Annotated in this window: 16 protein-coding genes and 1 tRNA gene; 7 read left to right on the forward strand and 10 right to left on the reverse strand. The window is 59.0% G+C overall.

The window, feature by feature from the left end:
• The first annotated feature begins 122 nt into the window (after nucleotides 1-122).
• Nucleotides 123-4,283 (forward strand): AAA family ATPase, encoded by a 4,161-nt coding sequence (locus ACQQCD_RS00545; RefSeq protein ID WP_430266439.1) that lies wholly within the window; start codon nucleotides 123-125, stop codon nucleotides 4,281-4,283.
• Between the two features lie 23 nt (nucleotides 4,284-4,306).
• On the opposite strand, the gene cpaB is transcribed toward ACQQCD_RS00545, so the two are convergent.
• From cpaB to ACQQCD_RS00560, 3 genes are all read right to left on the reverse strand, one after another.
• Nucleotides 4,307-5,077 carry a Flp pilus assembly protein CpaB gene (gene cpaB / locus ACQQCD_RS00550; protein ID WP_430266440.1) on the reverse strand — a complete coding sequence of 257 codons (771 nt, stop codon included), beginning with the start codon at nucleotides 5,075-5,077 and terminating at the stop codon, nucleotides 4,307-4,309.
• 116 nt (nucleotides 5,078-5,193) lie between these two features.
• Nucleotides 5,194-5,514: an FmdB family zinc ribbon protein gene (locus ACQQCD_RS00555; protein WP_430266441.1), complete on the reverse strand. Its 321-nt coding sequence runs from the start codon at nucleotides 5,512-5,514 to the stop codon at nucleotides 5,194-5,196.
• A 73-nt stretch (nucleotides 5,515-5,587) separates the two neighbouring features.
• Entirely contained in the window at nucleotides 5,588-6,178 is a 591-nt protein-coding gene (locus ACQQCD_RS00560; protein ID WP_430266442.1) for a 5-formyltetrahydrofolate cyclo-ligase, read from the reverse strand.
• 71 nt (nucleotides 6,179-6,249) lie between these two features.
• Between ACQQCD_RS00560 and galU the strand changes: the two genes are divergently transcribed.
• The 4 genes from galU (at nucleotide 6,250) to ACQQCD_RS00580 (ending at nucleotide 9,002) form a co-directional block, all read left to right on the forward strand.
• On the forward strand, nucleotides 6,250-7,152 hold the full coding sequence (gene galU, locus ACQQCD_RS00565) for a UTP--glucose-1-phosphate uridylyltransferase GalU (RefSeq protein ID WP_430266443.1): 903 nt from the start codon (nucleotides 6,250-6,252) through the stop codon (nucleotides 7,150-7,152).
• A 4-nt stretch (nucleotides 7,153-7,156) separates the two neighbouring features.
• Nucleotides 7,157-7,771 (forward strand): GNAT family N-acetyltransferase, encoded by a 615-nt coding sequence (locus tag ACQQCD_RS00570; protein WP_430266444.1) that lies wholly within the window; start codon nucleotides 7,157-7,159, stop codon nucleotides 7,769-7,771.
• An 87-nt stretch (nucleotides 7,772-7,858) separates the two neighbouring features.
• A complete protein-coding gene (locus tag ACQQCD_RS00575; protein WP_430266445.1) occupies nucleotides 7,859-8,851 on the forward strand; it encodes a hypothetical protein in 993 nt (330 codons plus the stop codon).
• Nucleotides 8,852-8,929: 78 nt separating this feature from the next.
• A tRNA-Ala gene (locus tag ACQQCD_RS00580) sits at nucleotides 8,930-9,002 on the forward strand.
• Nucleotides 9,003-9,058: 56 nt separating this feature from the next.
• Here the strand turns inward: ACQQCD_RS00580 and ACQQCD_RS00585 are convergent.
• Entirely contained in the window at nucleotides 9,059-9,733 is a 675-nt protein-coding gene (locus ACQQCD_RS00585; protein WP_430266446.1) for a hypothetical protein, read from the reverse strand.
• A gap of 223 nt (nucleotides 9,734-9,956) precedes the next feature.
• Here ACQQCD_RS00585 and ACQQCD_RS00590 point away from each other — a divergent pair, with 223 nt between their 5' ends.
• A complete protein-coding gene (locus ACQQCD_RS00590) occupies nucleotides 9,957-10,604 on the forward strand; it encodes a hypothetical protein (RefSeq protein WP_430266447.1) in 648 nt (215 codons plus the stop codon).
• Between the two features lie 79 nt (nucleotides 10,605-10,683).
• On the opposite strand, the gene ACQQCD_RS00595 is transcribed toward ACQQCD_RS00590, so the two are convergent.
• From ACQQCD_RS00595 to ACQQCD_RS00605, 3 genes are all read right to left on the reverse strand, one after another.
• Nucleotides 10,684-11,943 (reverse strand): glycoside hydrolase 5 family protein, encoded by a 1,260-nt coding sequence (locus ACQQCD_RS00595; RefSeq protein ID WP_430266448.1) that lies wholly within the window; start codon nucleotides 11,941-11,943, stop codon nucleotides 10,684-10,686.
• 77 nt (nucleotides 11,944-12,020) lie between these two features.
• Complete coding sequence (locus ACQQCD_RS00600) at nucleotides 12,021-12,608, reverse strand: diacylglycerol/lipid kinase family protein (protein ID WP_430266449.1); 588 nt, start codon at nucleotides 12,606-12,608, stop codon at nucleotides 12,021-12,023.
• Nucleotides 12,587-12,925, reverse strand: a complete 339-nt coding sequence (locus ACQQCD_RS00605) for a diacylglycerol kinase family protein (RefSeq protein WP_430266450.1) — start codon at nucleotides 12,923-12,925, stop codon at nucleotides 12,587-12,589. The genes ACQQCD_RS00600 and ACQQCD_RS00605 overlap by 22 nt, the downstream gene beginning before the upstream one ends.
• A gap of 240 nt (nucleotides 12,926-13,165) precedes the next feature.
• On the opposite strand from ACQQCD_RS00605, the gene ACQQCD_RS00610 reads away from it, so the two are divergent.
• Nucleotides 13,166-13,999, forward strand: coding sequence for an SDR family oxidoreductase (locus ACQQCD_RS00610; protein WP_430266451.1), 834 nt, complete (start codon nucleotides 13,166-13,168; stop codon nucleotides 13,997-13,999).
• Here the strand turns inward: ACQQCD_RS00610 and ACQQCD_RS00615 are convergent.
• Genes ACQQCD_RS00615 through ACQQCD_RS00625 form a run of 3 tightly spaced genes read right to left on the reverse strand, consistent with a single transcriptional unit; the run spans nucleotide 13,983 to nucleotide 15,879 of the window.
• Nucleotides 13,983-14,690: an alpha-ketoglutarate-dependent dioxygenase AlkB family protein gene (locus tag ACQQCD_RS00615; protein WP_430266452.1), complete on the reverse strand. Its 708-nt coding sequence runs from the start codon at nucleotides 14,688-14,690 to the stop codon at nucleotides 13,983-13,985. The genes ACQQCD_RS00610 and ACQQCD_RS00615 overlap by 17 nt on opposite strands.
• On the reverse strand, nucleotides 14,687-15,349 hold the full coding sequence (locus ACQQCD_RS00620) for a methylated-DNA--[protein]-cysteine S-methyltransferase (protein ID WP_430266453.1): 663 nt from the start codon (nucleotides 15,347-15,349) through the stop codon (nucleotides 14,687-14,689). The genes ACQQCD_RS00615 and ACQQCD_RS00620 overlap by 4 nt, the downstream gene beginning before the upstream one ends.
• On the reverse strand, nucleotides 15,346-15,879 hold the full coding sequence (locus ACQQCD_RS00625; RefSeq protein WP_430266454.1) for an RNA polymerase sigma factor: 534 nt from the start codon (nucleotides 15,877-15,879) through the stop codon (nucleotides 15,346-15,348). Before ACQQCD_RS00625 ends, ACQQCD_RS00620 begins: the two co-directional genes overlap by 4 nt.
• Nucleotides 15,880-15,887: the final 8 nt, after the last annotated feature.

Raw genomic sequence — 15,887 nt, forward strand, 5'->3', positions numbered from 1 at the left:
TACAGCCGGACCGTGCAAACGGCCCGGCTGTAACCGTTTTATGGCCGTTTTCATAGCCAATTTTCAGCTTCCTCAGTGTTGCGAAGCTGCGTCCGCGCACTAACACCGATACGCTCGAAGGTATGCCGATATGGTCCAAGGCGTCACGTTCAAGCGCAGAAAAGAAGGCAGAAGTGTCAGAATCCCAGAGCCACATCGAGGGCTCAGAAGAGCTCGCCAAGTGGCTTCAGGGTCTCAAGGGCGTTACCGGTCCGGACACTCTCCTTCGATTCACTAAAACGCCCGAGGGATCCATTGACCTCACCGCAGCGCACCCATCCGGTCTAGCGCAGCTGATGGCTGGGCGCCGGACGCGTCTTTCTACCTTGATCCGGGAGCGCCAGGAGTACGGCGTTGCAGCCCGCGCAGCGCGGAATCTTCGCGCCAAAATATTCGAAATCGCCAACGAGCGTGGTGTGGAGGTTGGCTTTTTGTCCGCCGGTACCGCCGTATGGACCTCCGCAGTCGGTGGTAAACCCCAGCGCGTTTCGGCACCAGTAATGCTCGCTGCACTCGCTCTAACAGTGCGCCCAGGTCAAGACGACTATGAGATCCAGTTGCTTGAGCAAGCCCGGATCAACCCGGCACTGGTTCGCCACCTGAAATCCGTTCACGGAATTGTTTTTGACGTCAACGCAGTGACCCGGATGGCCTACAGCACGGCCCGTTTTGACCCGCAGCCAGTGCTGGACCGGATGAGGACTCTGATTCATCAGATCCCGGGCGCCGAGGTAGAACAGAACCTTTTGGTCTCCACCTTCGCTGACCTGACACAGACCTTGGATGATCCGTGGATCAACCCGCAAAATCCGGTGATCCAGGCGCTCGCTGACAAAGCGAATGGTCGGGGGAACACGCCGTCGGACCTGGATCCTGACCGTTTTGCTCCGTTAGACGACCGCGATCCGGCTGACGAAGTTTTGTTGTTAGATGCTGACTCAGAACAGCAGTACGTTGTTGACGCTGTTGCTGCTGGCGAGTCGTTGGTGGTTTCCGCTGCGCCCGGTACTGGCCAAACGCAGACGGCCATCAACTCCATTAGTGCGCTCATCCATAACGGCAAGAGCGTGTTGGTGGTGGGGGATCGTCGTGCTTCTTTGGACGAGGTGGCCCAGCAATTCGAGCGCCTTGGCTTGGACTCACTGTTGTTCCAGCTCAACGGTCAGACCAGCCCGCAACAGCTCAAGACGCAACTCATCAAAGCAATTGTGCGCAATGAGAAGTCCCTCAAACCGCAACTGGACAACTTGCACTCCACACTCGTGGAGCAGCGCCACGCACTGGTGGACCACGTGGCGTCCTTGCACAATGTGCGTGATCGCTGGGGTTGCTCGCCGTACCAAGCCATGCAGTCACTGGCCCAGCTGACAGCCATTGAACCGGCACCGGCCACCACGGTGCGGTTAAAGCGAAGCGTTTTGGACAGCATCCGCGACCGCGAAGAACTGGCTACCCGCTTGGTCCGTGCCGCAGAGCTGGGTTCCTTCAGCAAGGAAGCCACCTCCTCGCCATGGCACGGCGCGCGTTTGCTGACGCGTAAGGAAACTGAAGAGGCCCGCAAACTGGCCGAGTCTTTGGCAACAAAGCTTCCAGCACTTCATGATCAGATGCAGGCAGTCGCCGAGCATTCTGAGATTCGTCTTGGCGCAACGGTTCAGGAGTGGGGCGAACAGCTGAAAATGCTGGTTGCCGTGCGAGAGAGCCTGGATAAGTTCACACCAGACATTTTTGACCGTCCGGTGGATGACCTGATCTCCGCCACGGCACCGTCATCCTGGCGGCGCGAGCACAACGTTGAGATGCCGTCGATGCAACGTTCGCGTTTGCGTCGTGTGGCCAAAGAATACATCCGCCCGGGTGTCCACATTGCTGACCTGCACAATTCCTTGCTTCAGGTGCAGCAACAACGAGCCGTGTGGGCCGAGTTTGCTGTCTCTCAGCGGCATCCGGCTGTGCCTTCTGGACTGGCCGAGCTGAATTCAAACTATCGCGCTTTGGACCAGGGCCTAGCCAAATTGGGCTTGCAGTTGCGAGGAACAGCTGGTGGAGGTCGCCTGGCCACTAGCCCGTACCCGGAGCTGTTGCAGAGGCTTGCGGATCTGGCAGCAGACGGCGCAGCCCTCGAGACCTTGCCGGAACGCACACTCTTGACCGAGAACATGCGCGAACACGGTTTGGGCGAGCTGCTTGACGACTTGGCGGCTCGCGAAGTTCCCGCGAGTTCGGTAGCTTCCGAGCTGGAATTGGCGTGGTGGCAGTCTGCCCTTGAAGCCATGATCAGTGGCGATGACTACCTGGCTATGGCAGATGGCGATAGCTTGCGCCAGCTCGAAGCCGAGTTCCGGCTTGCGGACAAGGCACACATTTCAAGCGGCGCAGCACGATTGCGCTGGGAGCTGGCCGAACGTTGGCGTAACGCCGTGGCCGCTGAACCGCGTCAGGCCGAATTACTGCGGACCTTGTTGAAGGACGGCCGGGTCACCCTGCAGTCACTTACCGCACAGTCACCACAGTTGTTGCCGGCATTGAGCCCGGTCTGGACCATCAGCCCGTACTTGCTATCTGGCACCTTGCCTGTCAGCCACAGTTTTGATGCTGTGGTGATTTTGGATGCTGACTCTACTTCTTTGCAGGCCGTCCTTTCTGCGATTGGCCGGGGCAAGCAGGTTATTGCCTTTGGTGATGCGCGTACAGCGTCACCGCGCACCTTCAGCGTCGCCGTAGAGCGCCCGGCCACCGGCGAAATTGCCAGCCAGAAGGTCCAGAGTGCCTTTGCTGCGCTGAGTGCAGTGTTGCCGGTGTGGACTCTCAAAACCGCCTACCGCTCGGTGGATGAGGATCTCACCCTACAGTTGAGCCAGAACTTTTACGACGGCGCGCTAAAGCGACTTCCGGACGGCCACGCCGTGACCGGTTTGGACCGTGCCTTGCTGGTGGAGTACTTGCCGGATGGCACTGGTCTGCCTAGCGCCGGCCAGGATGGTGTTGAATCGGTGATTGCCGAGGTCAACCGGGTTGTTGATTTGGTCTTTGAACACGCACGGCTCCGTCCCCGTACCTCGTTGGCAGTGGTTACCGTGAGCTTGCGGCATGCAGCGCGGATTGGTGAAGCAATTCGTTTGCAATTGCCTAATCACCCCTTGCTGGCTGACTTCTTTGCCTCGAGCGGGGAATCCTTCCGAGTGGTTGATTTGAACCGCGCGCAGGGTATGGTCCGTGATCACGTGATTTTCTCGCTGGGTTATGGCCGCACACCTCACGGGCGTGCACTGCATAACTTTGGCCCGCTCTCCGCCGAGGATGGCCGGAACAAGTTTGCGCTTGCTATGACCCGCGCCCGGCAGTCTTTGCATGTTTTGACGTGCTTCCGGCCTGAGGACTTGGACGTGCAACGCTTGAGTCACGGTGCAGTCGATTTTTATGAACTGTTGGACCGTGAACTTGGCGGCAACTACTCCATGGGTACACAGTCCTCGAGGGCAGCTGCTAGCGAGCAGGCTCTTGGCGAAGATCCTTTGGTAGCCGATCTAGGGGAGCGCTTGCGGGTTCGCGGAGCACGGGTGTGGCATCACTATGACGGTGCCATTGACGTTGTGGCTGCTGCCGATCCGGTGCACACCATTGGCCGCGATGATGCTGAGATTCCTACGCCTGTGGCCATTGAATCTGACGGAACACAGCGCTACCGCAGTATGAGTGTGCGTGAACGTAGCCGCTTGCGTCCCGAGCACCTCGAACGCTTGGGCTGGCGCTACTTGCCGCTGTGGACCATCGAAGTCTTCACGGATCCATCCGCCTGCGCTGACCGGATTGCAGGCTTCTTGCGCTTGGAACACCACGATGAGTTGGCCAACTCTGCGGACCGTCCGGGGTTCTTGGACGAAGCGCTCGAGCCAACAAACACGGCCGTGAATGATGATTCCGGCGCGACTTCCTCGCTGGAAAAAGCAGATCACGGTTCAGAAGCAACGATTGAAGGTGAAGGCAGTATGAGACGGGTGACTGTCCCGGCCACCAACTCTTCGGCCGAACCGGCTGAGACCCCCGCACCAACTGACACCCCCGCGTCAGAGGGCGTTACCCCAAGCAGCGTTACCCCGGCCACCGGTACAGTGGCAGCTGAGCCGGAGGGGATTCTGCCCACCAAGGCCGCCGAGGATGACCCGCGTGCTTGGGGGGATCGCGAAGGAAACCAGGATCATGATTCGTGGCTCAAGGAACAACGCCCGCCACATTGGGGCTAATCGTTCAGCTCAGGTGGTTTCCATTAGGCGACCACCACAAAGAATAGCCCTCCCTTAGTGGACGCCCCGGCCAGGCCCTTTGCCTGTTCCGGGGTGGCCGCCACCACGATCAGGCCGTCAGCTTCACCGGAGGTGCCCAGCCAATTGGAGCTCCCGGCACCTGTTGAGCTGCCCGCCCCGGTGCCGGATTGGCCCGTGCCTGATCCGGCTGTAGCAGTCCACAGAACCACCACGGAGGACGCCACAGTTTGTGACTGCTTGGTGCTGCCGTAGTCGTCCGAGGAGCTGAGCACGATATTAACCAGCTGTCCTGGAGCTAACAGCCGAATAGACGAGGGATCAGCCATTCGAACCGGGACAGCTGTACTTCCTGGCGGTGCGCCGGTGAGAAGCCCAGAACCCATCAAAGCTGATTCATTGAGTAGCTGGCCTTGCCGCAGCGGGGCTGCGAGCCGCCTTCCGGCGATTTCCTTCGCTGTCACGAAGCTTCCTTGAGGAATCACGTTTTCAGGAACTTGGATGCTTTTCAGACTTGCAGGCTTGAGCTCCGCCCCCGCTGGCATGTCATGAGCCGCTGCAATCACGGTGTGCAGTTGAGCCGGCGCGGGCGTGAGCTGATAAACCACTATTGAAGCCGCAGCAGCAATCAAAAGGGCAGCGATGAGTCGCCGATTGCGTGCAAACCAACCCCACCGCGTGGAGGGACCTCGTTGGGGTGTCCTAGCGGCGCGTGCAGAAGGAGCGCGAGGGGCGAACGAGGTGGTTCGGGTAGTTCGAGGCTTGGAAGTGAGCATATGCTCACGCTATTGAGCCCAGAACGTTTCTAGGTGGGCCAAGGCCAGCTATGTGGATAACTTGGCCAAAAAAAGTCAGCACAGTTCCGGCTGACTCCAACCTGGCTGAGCCGGAATTACTTGGATGCGCTAGAACTCGCCGAAGAGGCGGACGACGTTGTTGAGGCGCTTGAAGCAGTGCTGCTCGCCGAGCTAGAACTGGCAGAACTGGAGCCGGTGGAGCTAGCCGCTGGAGCAGGGCTGACAGTGCTGCCCTTGGCGTCACGTGAATCGGTGCGGTAGAAGCCGCTGCCCTTAAAAACCACGCCAACGCTGTTGAACTTTTTGCGCAAGTTACCTTGGCAATTGGGGCACTCAGTTAGGGATGAATCCGTGAATTGCTGAAAAATCTCGAATTCGTGGCCGCAGTCCTTGCAGGCGTAAGCGTAGGTGGGCACTGGTTCTCCTTCTGGTCCAAAACAAAGGGCTGTGGGTGAATGTCTTAGCAGTCACCACGCCCGAGTGCCAATTCTACCAGTCGTAAATACCCTCTGGCGTGATAACAGCATCCACCGGGTAGTCGAATTCCTCTGCGGGGATCCGCGCATCGCTGAGGAATTCCGAAGCGAAGGTGACTGCCGCCGTCGGACACTGAATTCCGTGAGAGCGCAGCTTCGCGAGGAAACGGTCGTAGTAGCCGCCGCCTTGGCCGATGCGCTGGCCGCTTCCGTCAACCGCCGTGGCGGGCAAAATGACGCCGGAGGCCTCGGCGAAGGCCGTCGCATTCAGACGCTCACCTACCGGTTCCCACAATGGTGCGAATCGGCTGCGTGCCATCTCCATCCCGGGGAACCACAACGTCCAAGAAAGCTGCCGTTCCGGCTCGCAAATCGGAAGCAAAATACGATGCCCCGTGCTGTGTAGGGCCTCCAACAACGGCATGGTGGGTGGTTCGTACCCCACGCCCAGATAGGCGCTGAACAGGGCAGGCCGCTTCGACAGTGACGCAGCCCAAGCGAGCCCCTGAGCGGCGATGCCCCGGCCAGCAGCATCCAAATCAGCGCTGGTGAGGGCGGCTCGGGCGGCCCAATGTCGCCGTCGAACCTGCTCTTTGCTCTCCATTTGTACTCCTCGCTGAGGCGCCATAACGGCCCTGACTTATACATTTCACGGCTGTCAGTTAGATTAGTCGAGTGAATACAGCAAAGGTTCTTCGCAAAGCAGTTATCCCGGCCGCTGGCCTCGGCACCAGATTCCTGCCGGCCACCAAGGCTATGCCCAAAGAGATGCTGCCGGTGGTTGACAAGCCAGCCATCCAGTACGTTGTTGAAGAAGCCGTGAAGGTTGGACTCACCGACATTCTGATGGTGACCGGCCGCAGCAAGCGTGCGCTCGAGGATCACTTTGACCGTGTTCCTTCCTTGGAGTCCACGCTCGAAGCCAAGGGCGACACCAAAAAACTTGCCGCCATCCAAGAAGCCACCAACCTTGGTGACATCCACTACGTCCGCCAGGGTGACCCCAAGGGCTTGGGGCATGCAGTGTTGCGCGCCCGCCAGCATGTGGGCGACGAGCCCTTTGCCGTGCTGTTGGGTGATGACTTGATCGATCCCCGCGATGAACTCTTGAGCACCATGATCGAGGTGCAGGCAAAAACTGGTGGCTCCGTGATCGCGTTGATTGAAGTTGAGCCGTCTCAGATCAGCGCCTACGGTTGCGCCGACATTTCAGAGATCGACGGCGAAAACTATGTTCGGGTCAATAAACTCGTGGAGAAGCCGGACGCAGGCGAGGCACCTTCCAACCTGGCCGTTATTGGCCGCTACGTACTGCACCCGGCCGTCTTTGATGTCCTCGAAGAGACTGAACCGGGCCGCGGCGACGAAATTCAGCTCACCGACGCTTTGCAGACGTTGGCCGCCGGTGACGGCGAAGGCTATGGCGTTTATGGTGTAGTTTTCCGCGGGCGTCGTTATGACACCGGTGACAAGCTGAGCTACCTGAAGGCTGTTATGACACTCGCAGTGGACAGTGAAGATCTGGGTGCCGACTTGCGTGCATGGTTGCCCGGTTTTGTTGGTTCCCTCAAGGACTAACTAGGTGCTGGGGCCCGGGATTTGGCCTGTCACGCTTGAATGTGGTGACTTGATTCTCCGCCCGATTCGATATTCGGACCGGGCGGAGTGGACAGACGTTCGAGGACGTAATTTTTCATGGCTACAACCATGGGAAGCTTCAAATCCTCAACCCGGCGGTGGGCTGCCCACCTATCGCCAGATGGTGCGCTCACTAACTGATCAGGCAAGGCAAGGCACAGCGTTGCCGTTTCTGATCACCGAACGGACGCCAGGATATCGTGAGCCTCGAATTGTGGGGCAACTGACAGTTTCATCGATTCTGTGGGGCTCAGCCATGATGGCCACCCTGGGATATTGGGTTGATCAGGCATGCGCCGGCCGGGGGATTGCCCCCACGGCAGTGGCCATGGCTACGGACCATTGTTTTCAAACGCTGGGCCTGCACCGGATGGAAATCAACATCCGTCCGGAGAACGCGCCTAGCCTTCGGGTAGTGGAGAAACTTCATTTCCGCGACGAAGGCCACCGGCCCAAGTACTTGCACATCAATGGCCAGTGGGCCGACCACCGGTCCTTTGCGTTGACCTCTGAAGAGGTCCCCGACGGCCTTTTAGCACCGTGGCTGCGCGGGGAGTGAAAATTTAGGACCCTTTTGGGTGCAGAGTGCGCGACACACGCTAGGTAATGCCCAGACGATGGCCAATTCCCTCATAACGTAGAGCCTGTGGACTTCCCTTTGAGCAGCTCGGTGATACTTGTCATCGCCGTTGCCCTCTGGCTGCTGTGGGTGGCGCCGTATGTATTGCGCGTAAGACGTGAAAACGCTCAGCTTGCCCTCCAAAGCGCTGGCGAAGGAAACTTCGCCCATGAAGCCCACACCGTCAGCAATCTTGCGCCGGGGACCCTTCACCAGGCACCCGTGCAGCAACAGGAGAATTCCATGAACAGCACCGTTACTGCCACAGGTTCACAGCTGAATTCAGGCACTGAGCAGTCTGAGCCCGCAGCCGCCACATCACCCGAATTCCATGTGCGCTGGGGCAGAACTTCGCTGGCGGTTGCAGGGTTGCTGTTCCTGTTTGCCGGTGTGGTGATGGGGATTCTGCGAATTTTTGATATTGGCGTCACATGGTTGCCCGGTGTGCTCTTCTTGGGCACTGCCGCTTCTGTAGTGACTTTGCGCCGTCTGGCGATTGCTGATCGCCGCGCCAAAGTAGACGCAGCGTTTCGCGAAGCCATGAACCCGAGCAGCGGAAATGTTGTGGCTTCAGCTCCCCTTCTGGTGAAAACCGCCAATCCCGTGTTCGACGCCGACGCTACCGCCGCCGCGGCTAAGGCGAGTGACGTGGAAGCTAAGCAGAGTGAGCGCAAGGCGATGACCGCCGTCGAACTTCGCAAAGCCGCTCTGGCGGTTGCCGAGGCATCTGGCGACCTGCCTTTGCAAACCCCTGTAGCTGAGCGCGAGTGGGCCCCGGTTGAGGTTCCTAAGCCAGCGTACGTGGGTGCCGCTAAGGCTGAGCGGCCAGCGCCTGAGCCGCTTGATCTGCCGGCCGAGCCCAAGCCGGTTGGACGCCCCAAGCTCAAAGACGGAGCAGTGGCTCCGGACATCAATGGGGTTTTGGTAGCCACCGCGCCGCCAGCTGGCAAGTACGTCGCATCCAAGACCGGCAGCGCTCTGGGTAACTTGGACGACGTGCTGCAGCGCCGCCGGGCATAAACAGCTTTCCTGACCTGTTCTCGACTGGCGTCAACGCCCAGAAATTTGTAGCCTAAGTGAGCTGGTTTACACCGGCGAGGGGCTATAGCTCAGTTGGTAGAGCGCTTCGTTCGCATCGAAGAGGTCAGGAGTTCGAATCTCCTTAGCTCCACTCTCAAATAACCCGTCAGTACATGGAATGTCCGGTACTGGCGGGCTTTTTGTTTGTTATTTGAGGCTGAGCACGTCATCAATAGGGCGACTGTTAACTACTACCTGTGCACTCGTGGCCCCAGATGCAGCCATGGCCGTGTATTCAAGTTGTGCCTTCGCCCGCGGAATGTCGCACACGCCACCCAGCCTAAACTGTCCCTCGAGCCAGATGGTGATGGTACTGCCGGACAGGTCCCCGGCAACATAGCTCAAATCTGACTGATACAAAGCGTTCACCAGTCCGGATTGACCGATTTCATGATCCTTGTTGGCCAGCAAGGTGCGGATGCTTGGACCCACCTGGTCAGTGAATCGGACCGGAGCAGTGGTGGTGGCAACGAGGCTATCTCCGCAACCTAACCCGGGACCAGCCACACCATTGTCACCTACGGCGATGTAGTAAATTGTCAGCGGCGCAGTCTGCTCCGGGAGCCCAGAACCAGCGGATTGGGTGGCCGTCGGTGTGGGCGTTTGCGTGAGTGTTGGCGTGCCCAAGGACGGGGTAGCCGTTTCGACCGTGGTTGGAGTCGGCGCCGTTGTGTTCGTGGGGGTTGCCGCTGTGTTTGACGTTGCGGATACGACTGAGGGTGCCGGGGTAGGCGGGCCGGTGCATCCCGTGAGTCCAACGAGGGCAGCGAAACCGAGAGTGTAGAGCGCTGAAGACCCGAGCAGTGGTGCTTCGTCTGACACTAGATTCGCTACAAAATTGGACATGCGCACCCGGGATTCCGGCTGCCCATGTCCAATTTTGTAGCGGGAGAAAGAACTAGCCCGCCACCACGGTGGTGATCTCACGCGCGGCGAGGTAATCGGCGTCGTGCACTTTGTTGGTGCGAATGAGCATAGGGATAATGCCTGGGTCGCGATGCGTTTGCTTTGATTCGGGGTGTCTGAAGGATTTGAGGGAGAGATAATGATCACGGAGTGGCCGGGTGTGCTGGATCCCGAGCGGCTAAACGCGAGCCTCGTGGAGACCAATTTCCGAGTATCCGATGCGGCAAGGGTTGGAAAATGGGACGAGGTCTTCCGGCTTCTCGACTCGGATAGCTTTGTGCATGTGAATCAATGGCGGGTAGGAGGCGGATCGTGGTTCACGCCGTTGCACCAAGCTGCGTGGCACGGGGCACCCGTGGTAATCGTGAATCGTCTCCTAAGGCTCGGAGCTTGGCGCTCACTGAGAAATGCCGACGGCGACAGGCCCATCGACATTGCCGCGAAGCGAGGTCATCACCATCTCTTTACCGCCTTGGCAGTCCCCGATTTGACGCTACAAGAGCAGCAGAATTTCACATCCTGGGATGCTCATTTGGCTGGCCTCATTGCCGAACGCACTCGCACGCTAACGCCCACTAGATTTCGGCAAGTCCCGACCGAAATTCTCGCCTTGGACGACTTGGAATCTCTCTGGGTCCCCTATCCCGGGATGTACGGCGGATTCGACGTGTCCATTTATAAGAATCGTTTGTTTGTTGAGAGCTGGAGCCGTGTAGTCGGTGGCTCAGGGCAGGCTCATGTGATTACCGAGCGGGACTGTGTACTTGTTGACCAAGGCTTCGTCTGACACTAGATTCGCTACAAAATTGGACATGCGCACCCGGGATTCCGGCTGCCCATGTCCAATTTTGTAGCGGGAGAAAGAACTAGCCCGCCACCACGGTGGTGATCCCGCGCGCGGCGAGGTAATCGGCGTCGTGCACTTTGTTGGTGCGAATGAGCGCTGGCTTGATTCCGTCGGTGGCGAGCCGGAGCCACGCCCCAAAAACCGGGCCGGCAGGGTCCGTGAGTGATCGGCCCAGGCCGGTGGACTCGTCGCCCGAATCGAAGGAAACGGCGGTGGCACGCTGTTGGACGGGGACCGGGGTTGCCTTTTGTTCGGCGATCAATTCCGCAAGCCTCCGCCCGGCCGGTTTGACCTTCCGCTCAGAATCCAAGAGACCCAAGGTGTATTCGAGCTCGGGGAAGTCAGCCAACTTCCGGCTTACATCGTGCGAACACCACCACGTCACACCCCACACGTTCGGCACATCCAGCACCGGACGAAGACTGTCCTCAAGGAAGTCCGCAGCGCCCTCGGCCGGAATCGCAGGGTAGGGCGCCCCGATCTCCTGCAACCACACCGGCCGGCCCGGGTCATCCGCCCACGCCTGCGCCAACTGCACGAGGTAATCTGCAAACAGCGTCCTTGCAGGATGGCCCGAGGGGAACAATTGAGCCACGGCCGTGAAAACCCACGAATGCACAGTGGTGGCGTCCCCTAGGGTGGCCGCATGTCGCGGGGTGACAGGGCAGGAATCCACGAACCACACGTTGTCATCGAAGCTGTGCTGGTGCATACCATCGGGGAGAACGCCCCCGATTTCATCAAGCTGACCGCGGATCCAGGCACCCATCTGATTCGGGGTGGTGAGCTGCTGCTCCGGATGACGAGTCACAGCGAACTGGTTCGTCTCATTCCCTAGAGTCATACCAAGGACGTTAGGCCGAGCCGAGATCTCCGTAGCGATCGCCCGCAAGAGGGCAGCCTGCGCCTGGATGACATCAGGATCCGTGTAGATGTTGCGGCGGTGCCAACTTGTCACCCAGGCCGGCAAAAAGTCGAAGCTCGACAAGTGCCCCTGCAAGCCGTCCACGTTCACGTCTAGGCCGAACTCGGCGGCAGCATCCACCACCCGTCCCACATCGGCAATGCCTCGGGTGCGGATGTGTGTGCGGTTCGGTTGAAGCAACGGCCAGAGCGGAAACACCCGGACGTGATCTACACCCAAAGAGGCAATGGATTCGAAATCGGCCCGAACCGCGTCAAGATCTAGGTCCTGCCATGAATGGAACCAACCATCGCTCGGCGTGTAGTTCACGCCCCAGCGCAATGACCGCACGGGATCTCCGGATGCTGCACTCATCAATTTCTCCCTCGTTCTGACCCGCCAAAGAGTGGCTATTCTTGCGGGGCCCTCACCACGGCAGGATCACCGTGAACCTACTGAAACACACTTGAGTTTCCTGGCACCAATACGCGCACGGATGCCTGCTCGATCGTCATCGTGGCAGGCAACGGACCGAGCATCTCGCCGTCGGCAAAAATACTCAGCGGTTTGTTCGCGTGGATTCGAATTTCCTTCCCGCGAACAAAGGAAATCCCGGGACGTTGCAAATGCCCGCCCCGAAAAGAGGCCAAAAATGTTGCCACCACCCGGAAAATTGAGGCTTCGCCCAGGCTCACAACGTCCAGGAGCCCGTCGTTGACCTTAGCCTCGGGACAAATGTGCAGGCCGCCGCCATATTGACCTACGTTCCCTACAGCTACAAACCAGCCTGGGAACGTGCTTTCCTGCCCATCTACGACGACGGTGAAGGTGACGTTCTTCCATTCGCGCAGTGCTTTGAGTCCGCCGTATAGGTACGTAAACGAGCCCAGATTCAGCTTGGCATCATTGCCGTACTGGTTGGCCAGCCCATCGAAGCCCACATTGGCCACACCAAAATAGGGCCGCCCGTTCACCAGCCCCAGATCAACGTCCCGTACCACCAGCGTACTTATGGACGCTACCGTTTCGACTGGATCCACCGGCAGGCCCAGACGCCGCACGGTGTCGTTGCCACGTCCCCGCCAGCCAGCGGCAAAAGAACAGCTCCTGACTGCCGGGCACCTCCGGCAGCCGCACCCAAAAAGCCGTCCCCGCCCAAAGACGCCACCATCGTTCCGGGAGAGGCATGCGCTGCACGCTCGGTGGCCTCTTCGAGGTTTTCGGTGACCGTGACCGTGGGTGCATACCCCGCGGATCGGAGCGCTTTTTCAGTCGCTTCGCTGAGTTTCAAGGCACGGCCACGGCCCGACGTCGGGTTGACCAGTAGCATTACTTCTCGCGCCTGAGTGGGGCTCACGACTTTCTCCCTGTAGCCTGTGGCGCCCTCCGCGAGTACACCAAAAAATTCTGATACTGGCGATCTCCGCTTCGGTCAGCAACTGCTCGCCCAGCAATACTACTTGGACATGTAGAGGCGGGACCCTTATGACTATCACTGCAAATAGGCCGACATGCTGGGCAGTATCAAGTACCTTGTTGGCCAAGGTGGGATTATGAATCCGGGCAGCCTCATTCCCTCAACGAAGACGGAGAAGTTATGAACACCATCATTGGATCGCTCGAAGGATCAGTAGTGCTGATTACCGGCGCCGCAATGGGCATGGGAAAGATCTATGCCCAACTCGCTGTAAAGGATCGGGCAAGCCACGTGGTGCTGTGGGACGTCAATGAAGAAACCCTCAACGCCACAGCCGCGGAACTGAGTGGCGGGGCCTCGGAAATCCATCCATATGTGGTGGACGTCAGCAAACTGGAGGACATCCAGGCTGCTGCCGAACGGGTCCGCACGGAGGTTGGCTCACCGGACGTGCTGATCAACAATGCCGGAATTGTCCGCGGCAAGTACTTTTGGGAGCACGAGCAAAGTTCGGACATCGCCTTGACCATGAACATCAACAGCCTGGCCCTGATGCACATTACTCGCGAGTTCTTACCGGCCATGATCGAGCGCAAACGTACTTCCAGAATTGTGAACGTTGCTTCCGCGGCAGGTCTCCTGGCCAATCCGAAGATGAGCGTTTATTGCTCCTCTAAGTGGGCCGTGATTGGGTGGAGTGAATCTTTGCGTCTGGAGCTCAAACAAGCCGGACACGGACATATTGGTGTTACTACCTTCTGCCCCTCGTACATCAAAACGGGAATGTTCGAGGGAGCCCGTGGCCCATTGCTTACACCTCTGTTGGAACCGGAGGACGTTACGGAGCGTGTCTGGAAAGCCATGAAGGCTGCCACGCCGATCGTGATGATGCCGTGGACCGTCAAGCTCAGCACAGCTCTGCGCGGTGTACTTCCGGTGGCGGCGTGGGACGTTGTGGCAGATAAAGTTTTTGGGGTTTACAAGTCCATGGACCATTTCACTGGCCGGAAGTAGCGTCCGTTAGGCCAGTTACTCGCATGGTGATATTGATCCGCCCGCGGTTGATGCCACAACCCTCCGGGGCACTTGCCGGGATGATCTTCTGTACCCCGTGGAAGGCCAACCGTGCAGGACCGCCAAAAACAAACATGTCCCCTGAGGCCAGAGAGATGTCCTCATAGGGTTTGTTGCGGTTCTGCGAGTTGCCAAAACGGAATCGGCAAGAGTCGCCGATGGACAGGGACACCACCGGTGCTAGTGAGCGCTCCTCGGCGTCTTGATGCATCCCCATGTGAGCCTGCTCGTCGTAGTAATTCCCGAGGATTGCGTCTGGGCGGTAGTCAACTGCCGAGGCTGGTAGGGAACTCAGTGTAGGGCTGTGCCGCTGCGCTTCGGCGATGGCTTGTTGCCCGAGCCGTACCATCCAGTCCGGGACGTCCAAAACCTTATTGCCGTTGCCGTCCACTGCTTCACGCGAATATTGGTAGGGCCGCCAGTACCAACCCAAATGTACTGACTTGACGCTCATCGGATGACCGCCGACGAGCGGTGACCGAGCCGGGACGGGACCCTGTGTCCACTCGCTGAAGCGCGCGACCAACCAGGACTGCTGCTCAAGGTTCAACCATCCCGGGACCCACACTGCACCGGGTCTCAGTTCGCGTGGGGGCCTGATCAGATCTGCGTCTGAGAAAAGATTGCTCACACTGCCCCTTCTAGCTCCAGCAGAGCAGTCTTGGCCTCCACACCGCCCAAGTATCCACCCAACCCGCCATCCGAACGTAGCACTCGGTGGCACGGAATAACGATAGGCAGGGGATTGGTGGCACATGCCGTCCCCACTGCTCGGACGGCTTTGGGGTTCCCGGCCATCAGCGCCATGTCTTTGTACGTTTGCGTGTGCCCATAGGCAATTTGCGGCAAAAGCTGTTGAACTTGCCGACGGAATCCAGCCGAGAGTGAGTAGTCCAACGGCAGCTCGAAGCTGCGCCGAGTTCCAGCGAAGTACTCACTAATTTCACGGCTCGCCTCAACAAGCACAGATGGCGCTCGCAGAATCCGGCCGCCGAGTTTATTGGCCAGACTCTCAAGTACTTCGTTGTGGTCTTCTCGGTCAAAGGCCACGCGCACCAAACCGTGTTCTGTGGCTGCCAAAAGAAGCAGGCCCACAGGGGTCTCAACTGTGGTGTACGAAACGTCCACGATGCCTTCCTTCGCGGCCGCAGCGGCCAGCCGTTGATGTAACCGAGTCAGGTGATCCGCTGACGCCCAGACGAAGTCCAATGGCCCTTGGACGTCAGCCCGCTCCTGCAGACCTACGGGATGTTCGCGGTTGACGTCCTCCGGGGGGAAAATGACGGTCATGACTTTGCTCCTTGCACTTTGAGCTGTTGTTCTGCCGCTGCGTAGCGTTCACCAATGACGGCTTCGAGAGAATCACGCATTCGGGCCATTCCGTCAGATGCTGCCCGCCGGGCGGCGGCGGGAGTGCAGTCGAGCAGTTCGGCGATCTCTTTATAGGAGAACCCGGCAATGTGATGGTACGTCACAGCAAGGCGTTGCTTGAGAGTGAGGCTCGCTAGCGCCTCCCACAATTCGGTGTGTTCGGCTCCGGGAATTCCGAGCAGAGATGTACGTTCTGGAAGTTCATCTGTGGCCGTTTCGATGCGCTGCCGGCGACGGATCACGTCAATAGCTTTGCGGTGCGCAATGGTCACTAACCATGCCTCATGATTAGCTCCGCTTGGGAGACCGGGGTAAGCCTTGAGTGCTGCTAGAAAGGTTTCTTGCCATGCGTCATCTGCATCCGCGTGTGGGCCCAGCACTGCTCGGCAGACCCGGATGACCGTGCCGCCGTGCAGCTCTATGAGCCGCTCAAAAGGCAGGGTTGTCATGCTTCACT

Origin of the sequence: Pseudarthrobacter sp. J1763 (assembly GCF_050490295.1) — a bacterium.
Lineage (GTDB): Bacteria > Actinomycetota > Actinomycetes > Actinomycetales > Micrococcaceae > JBNPEO01.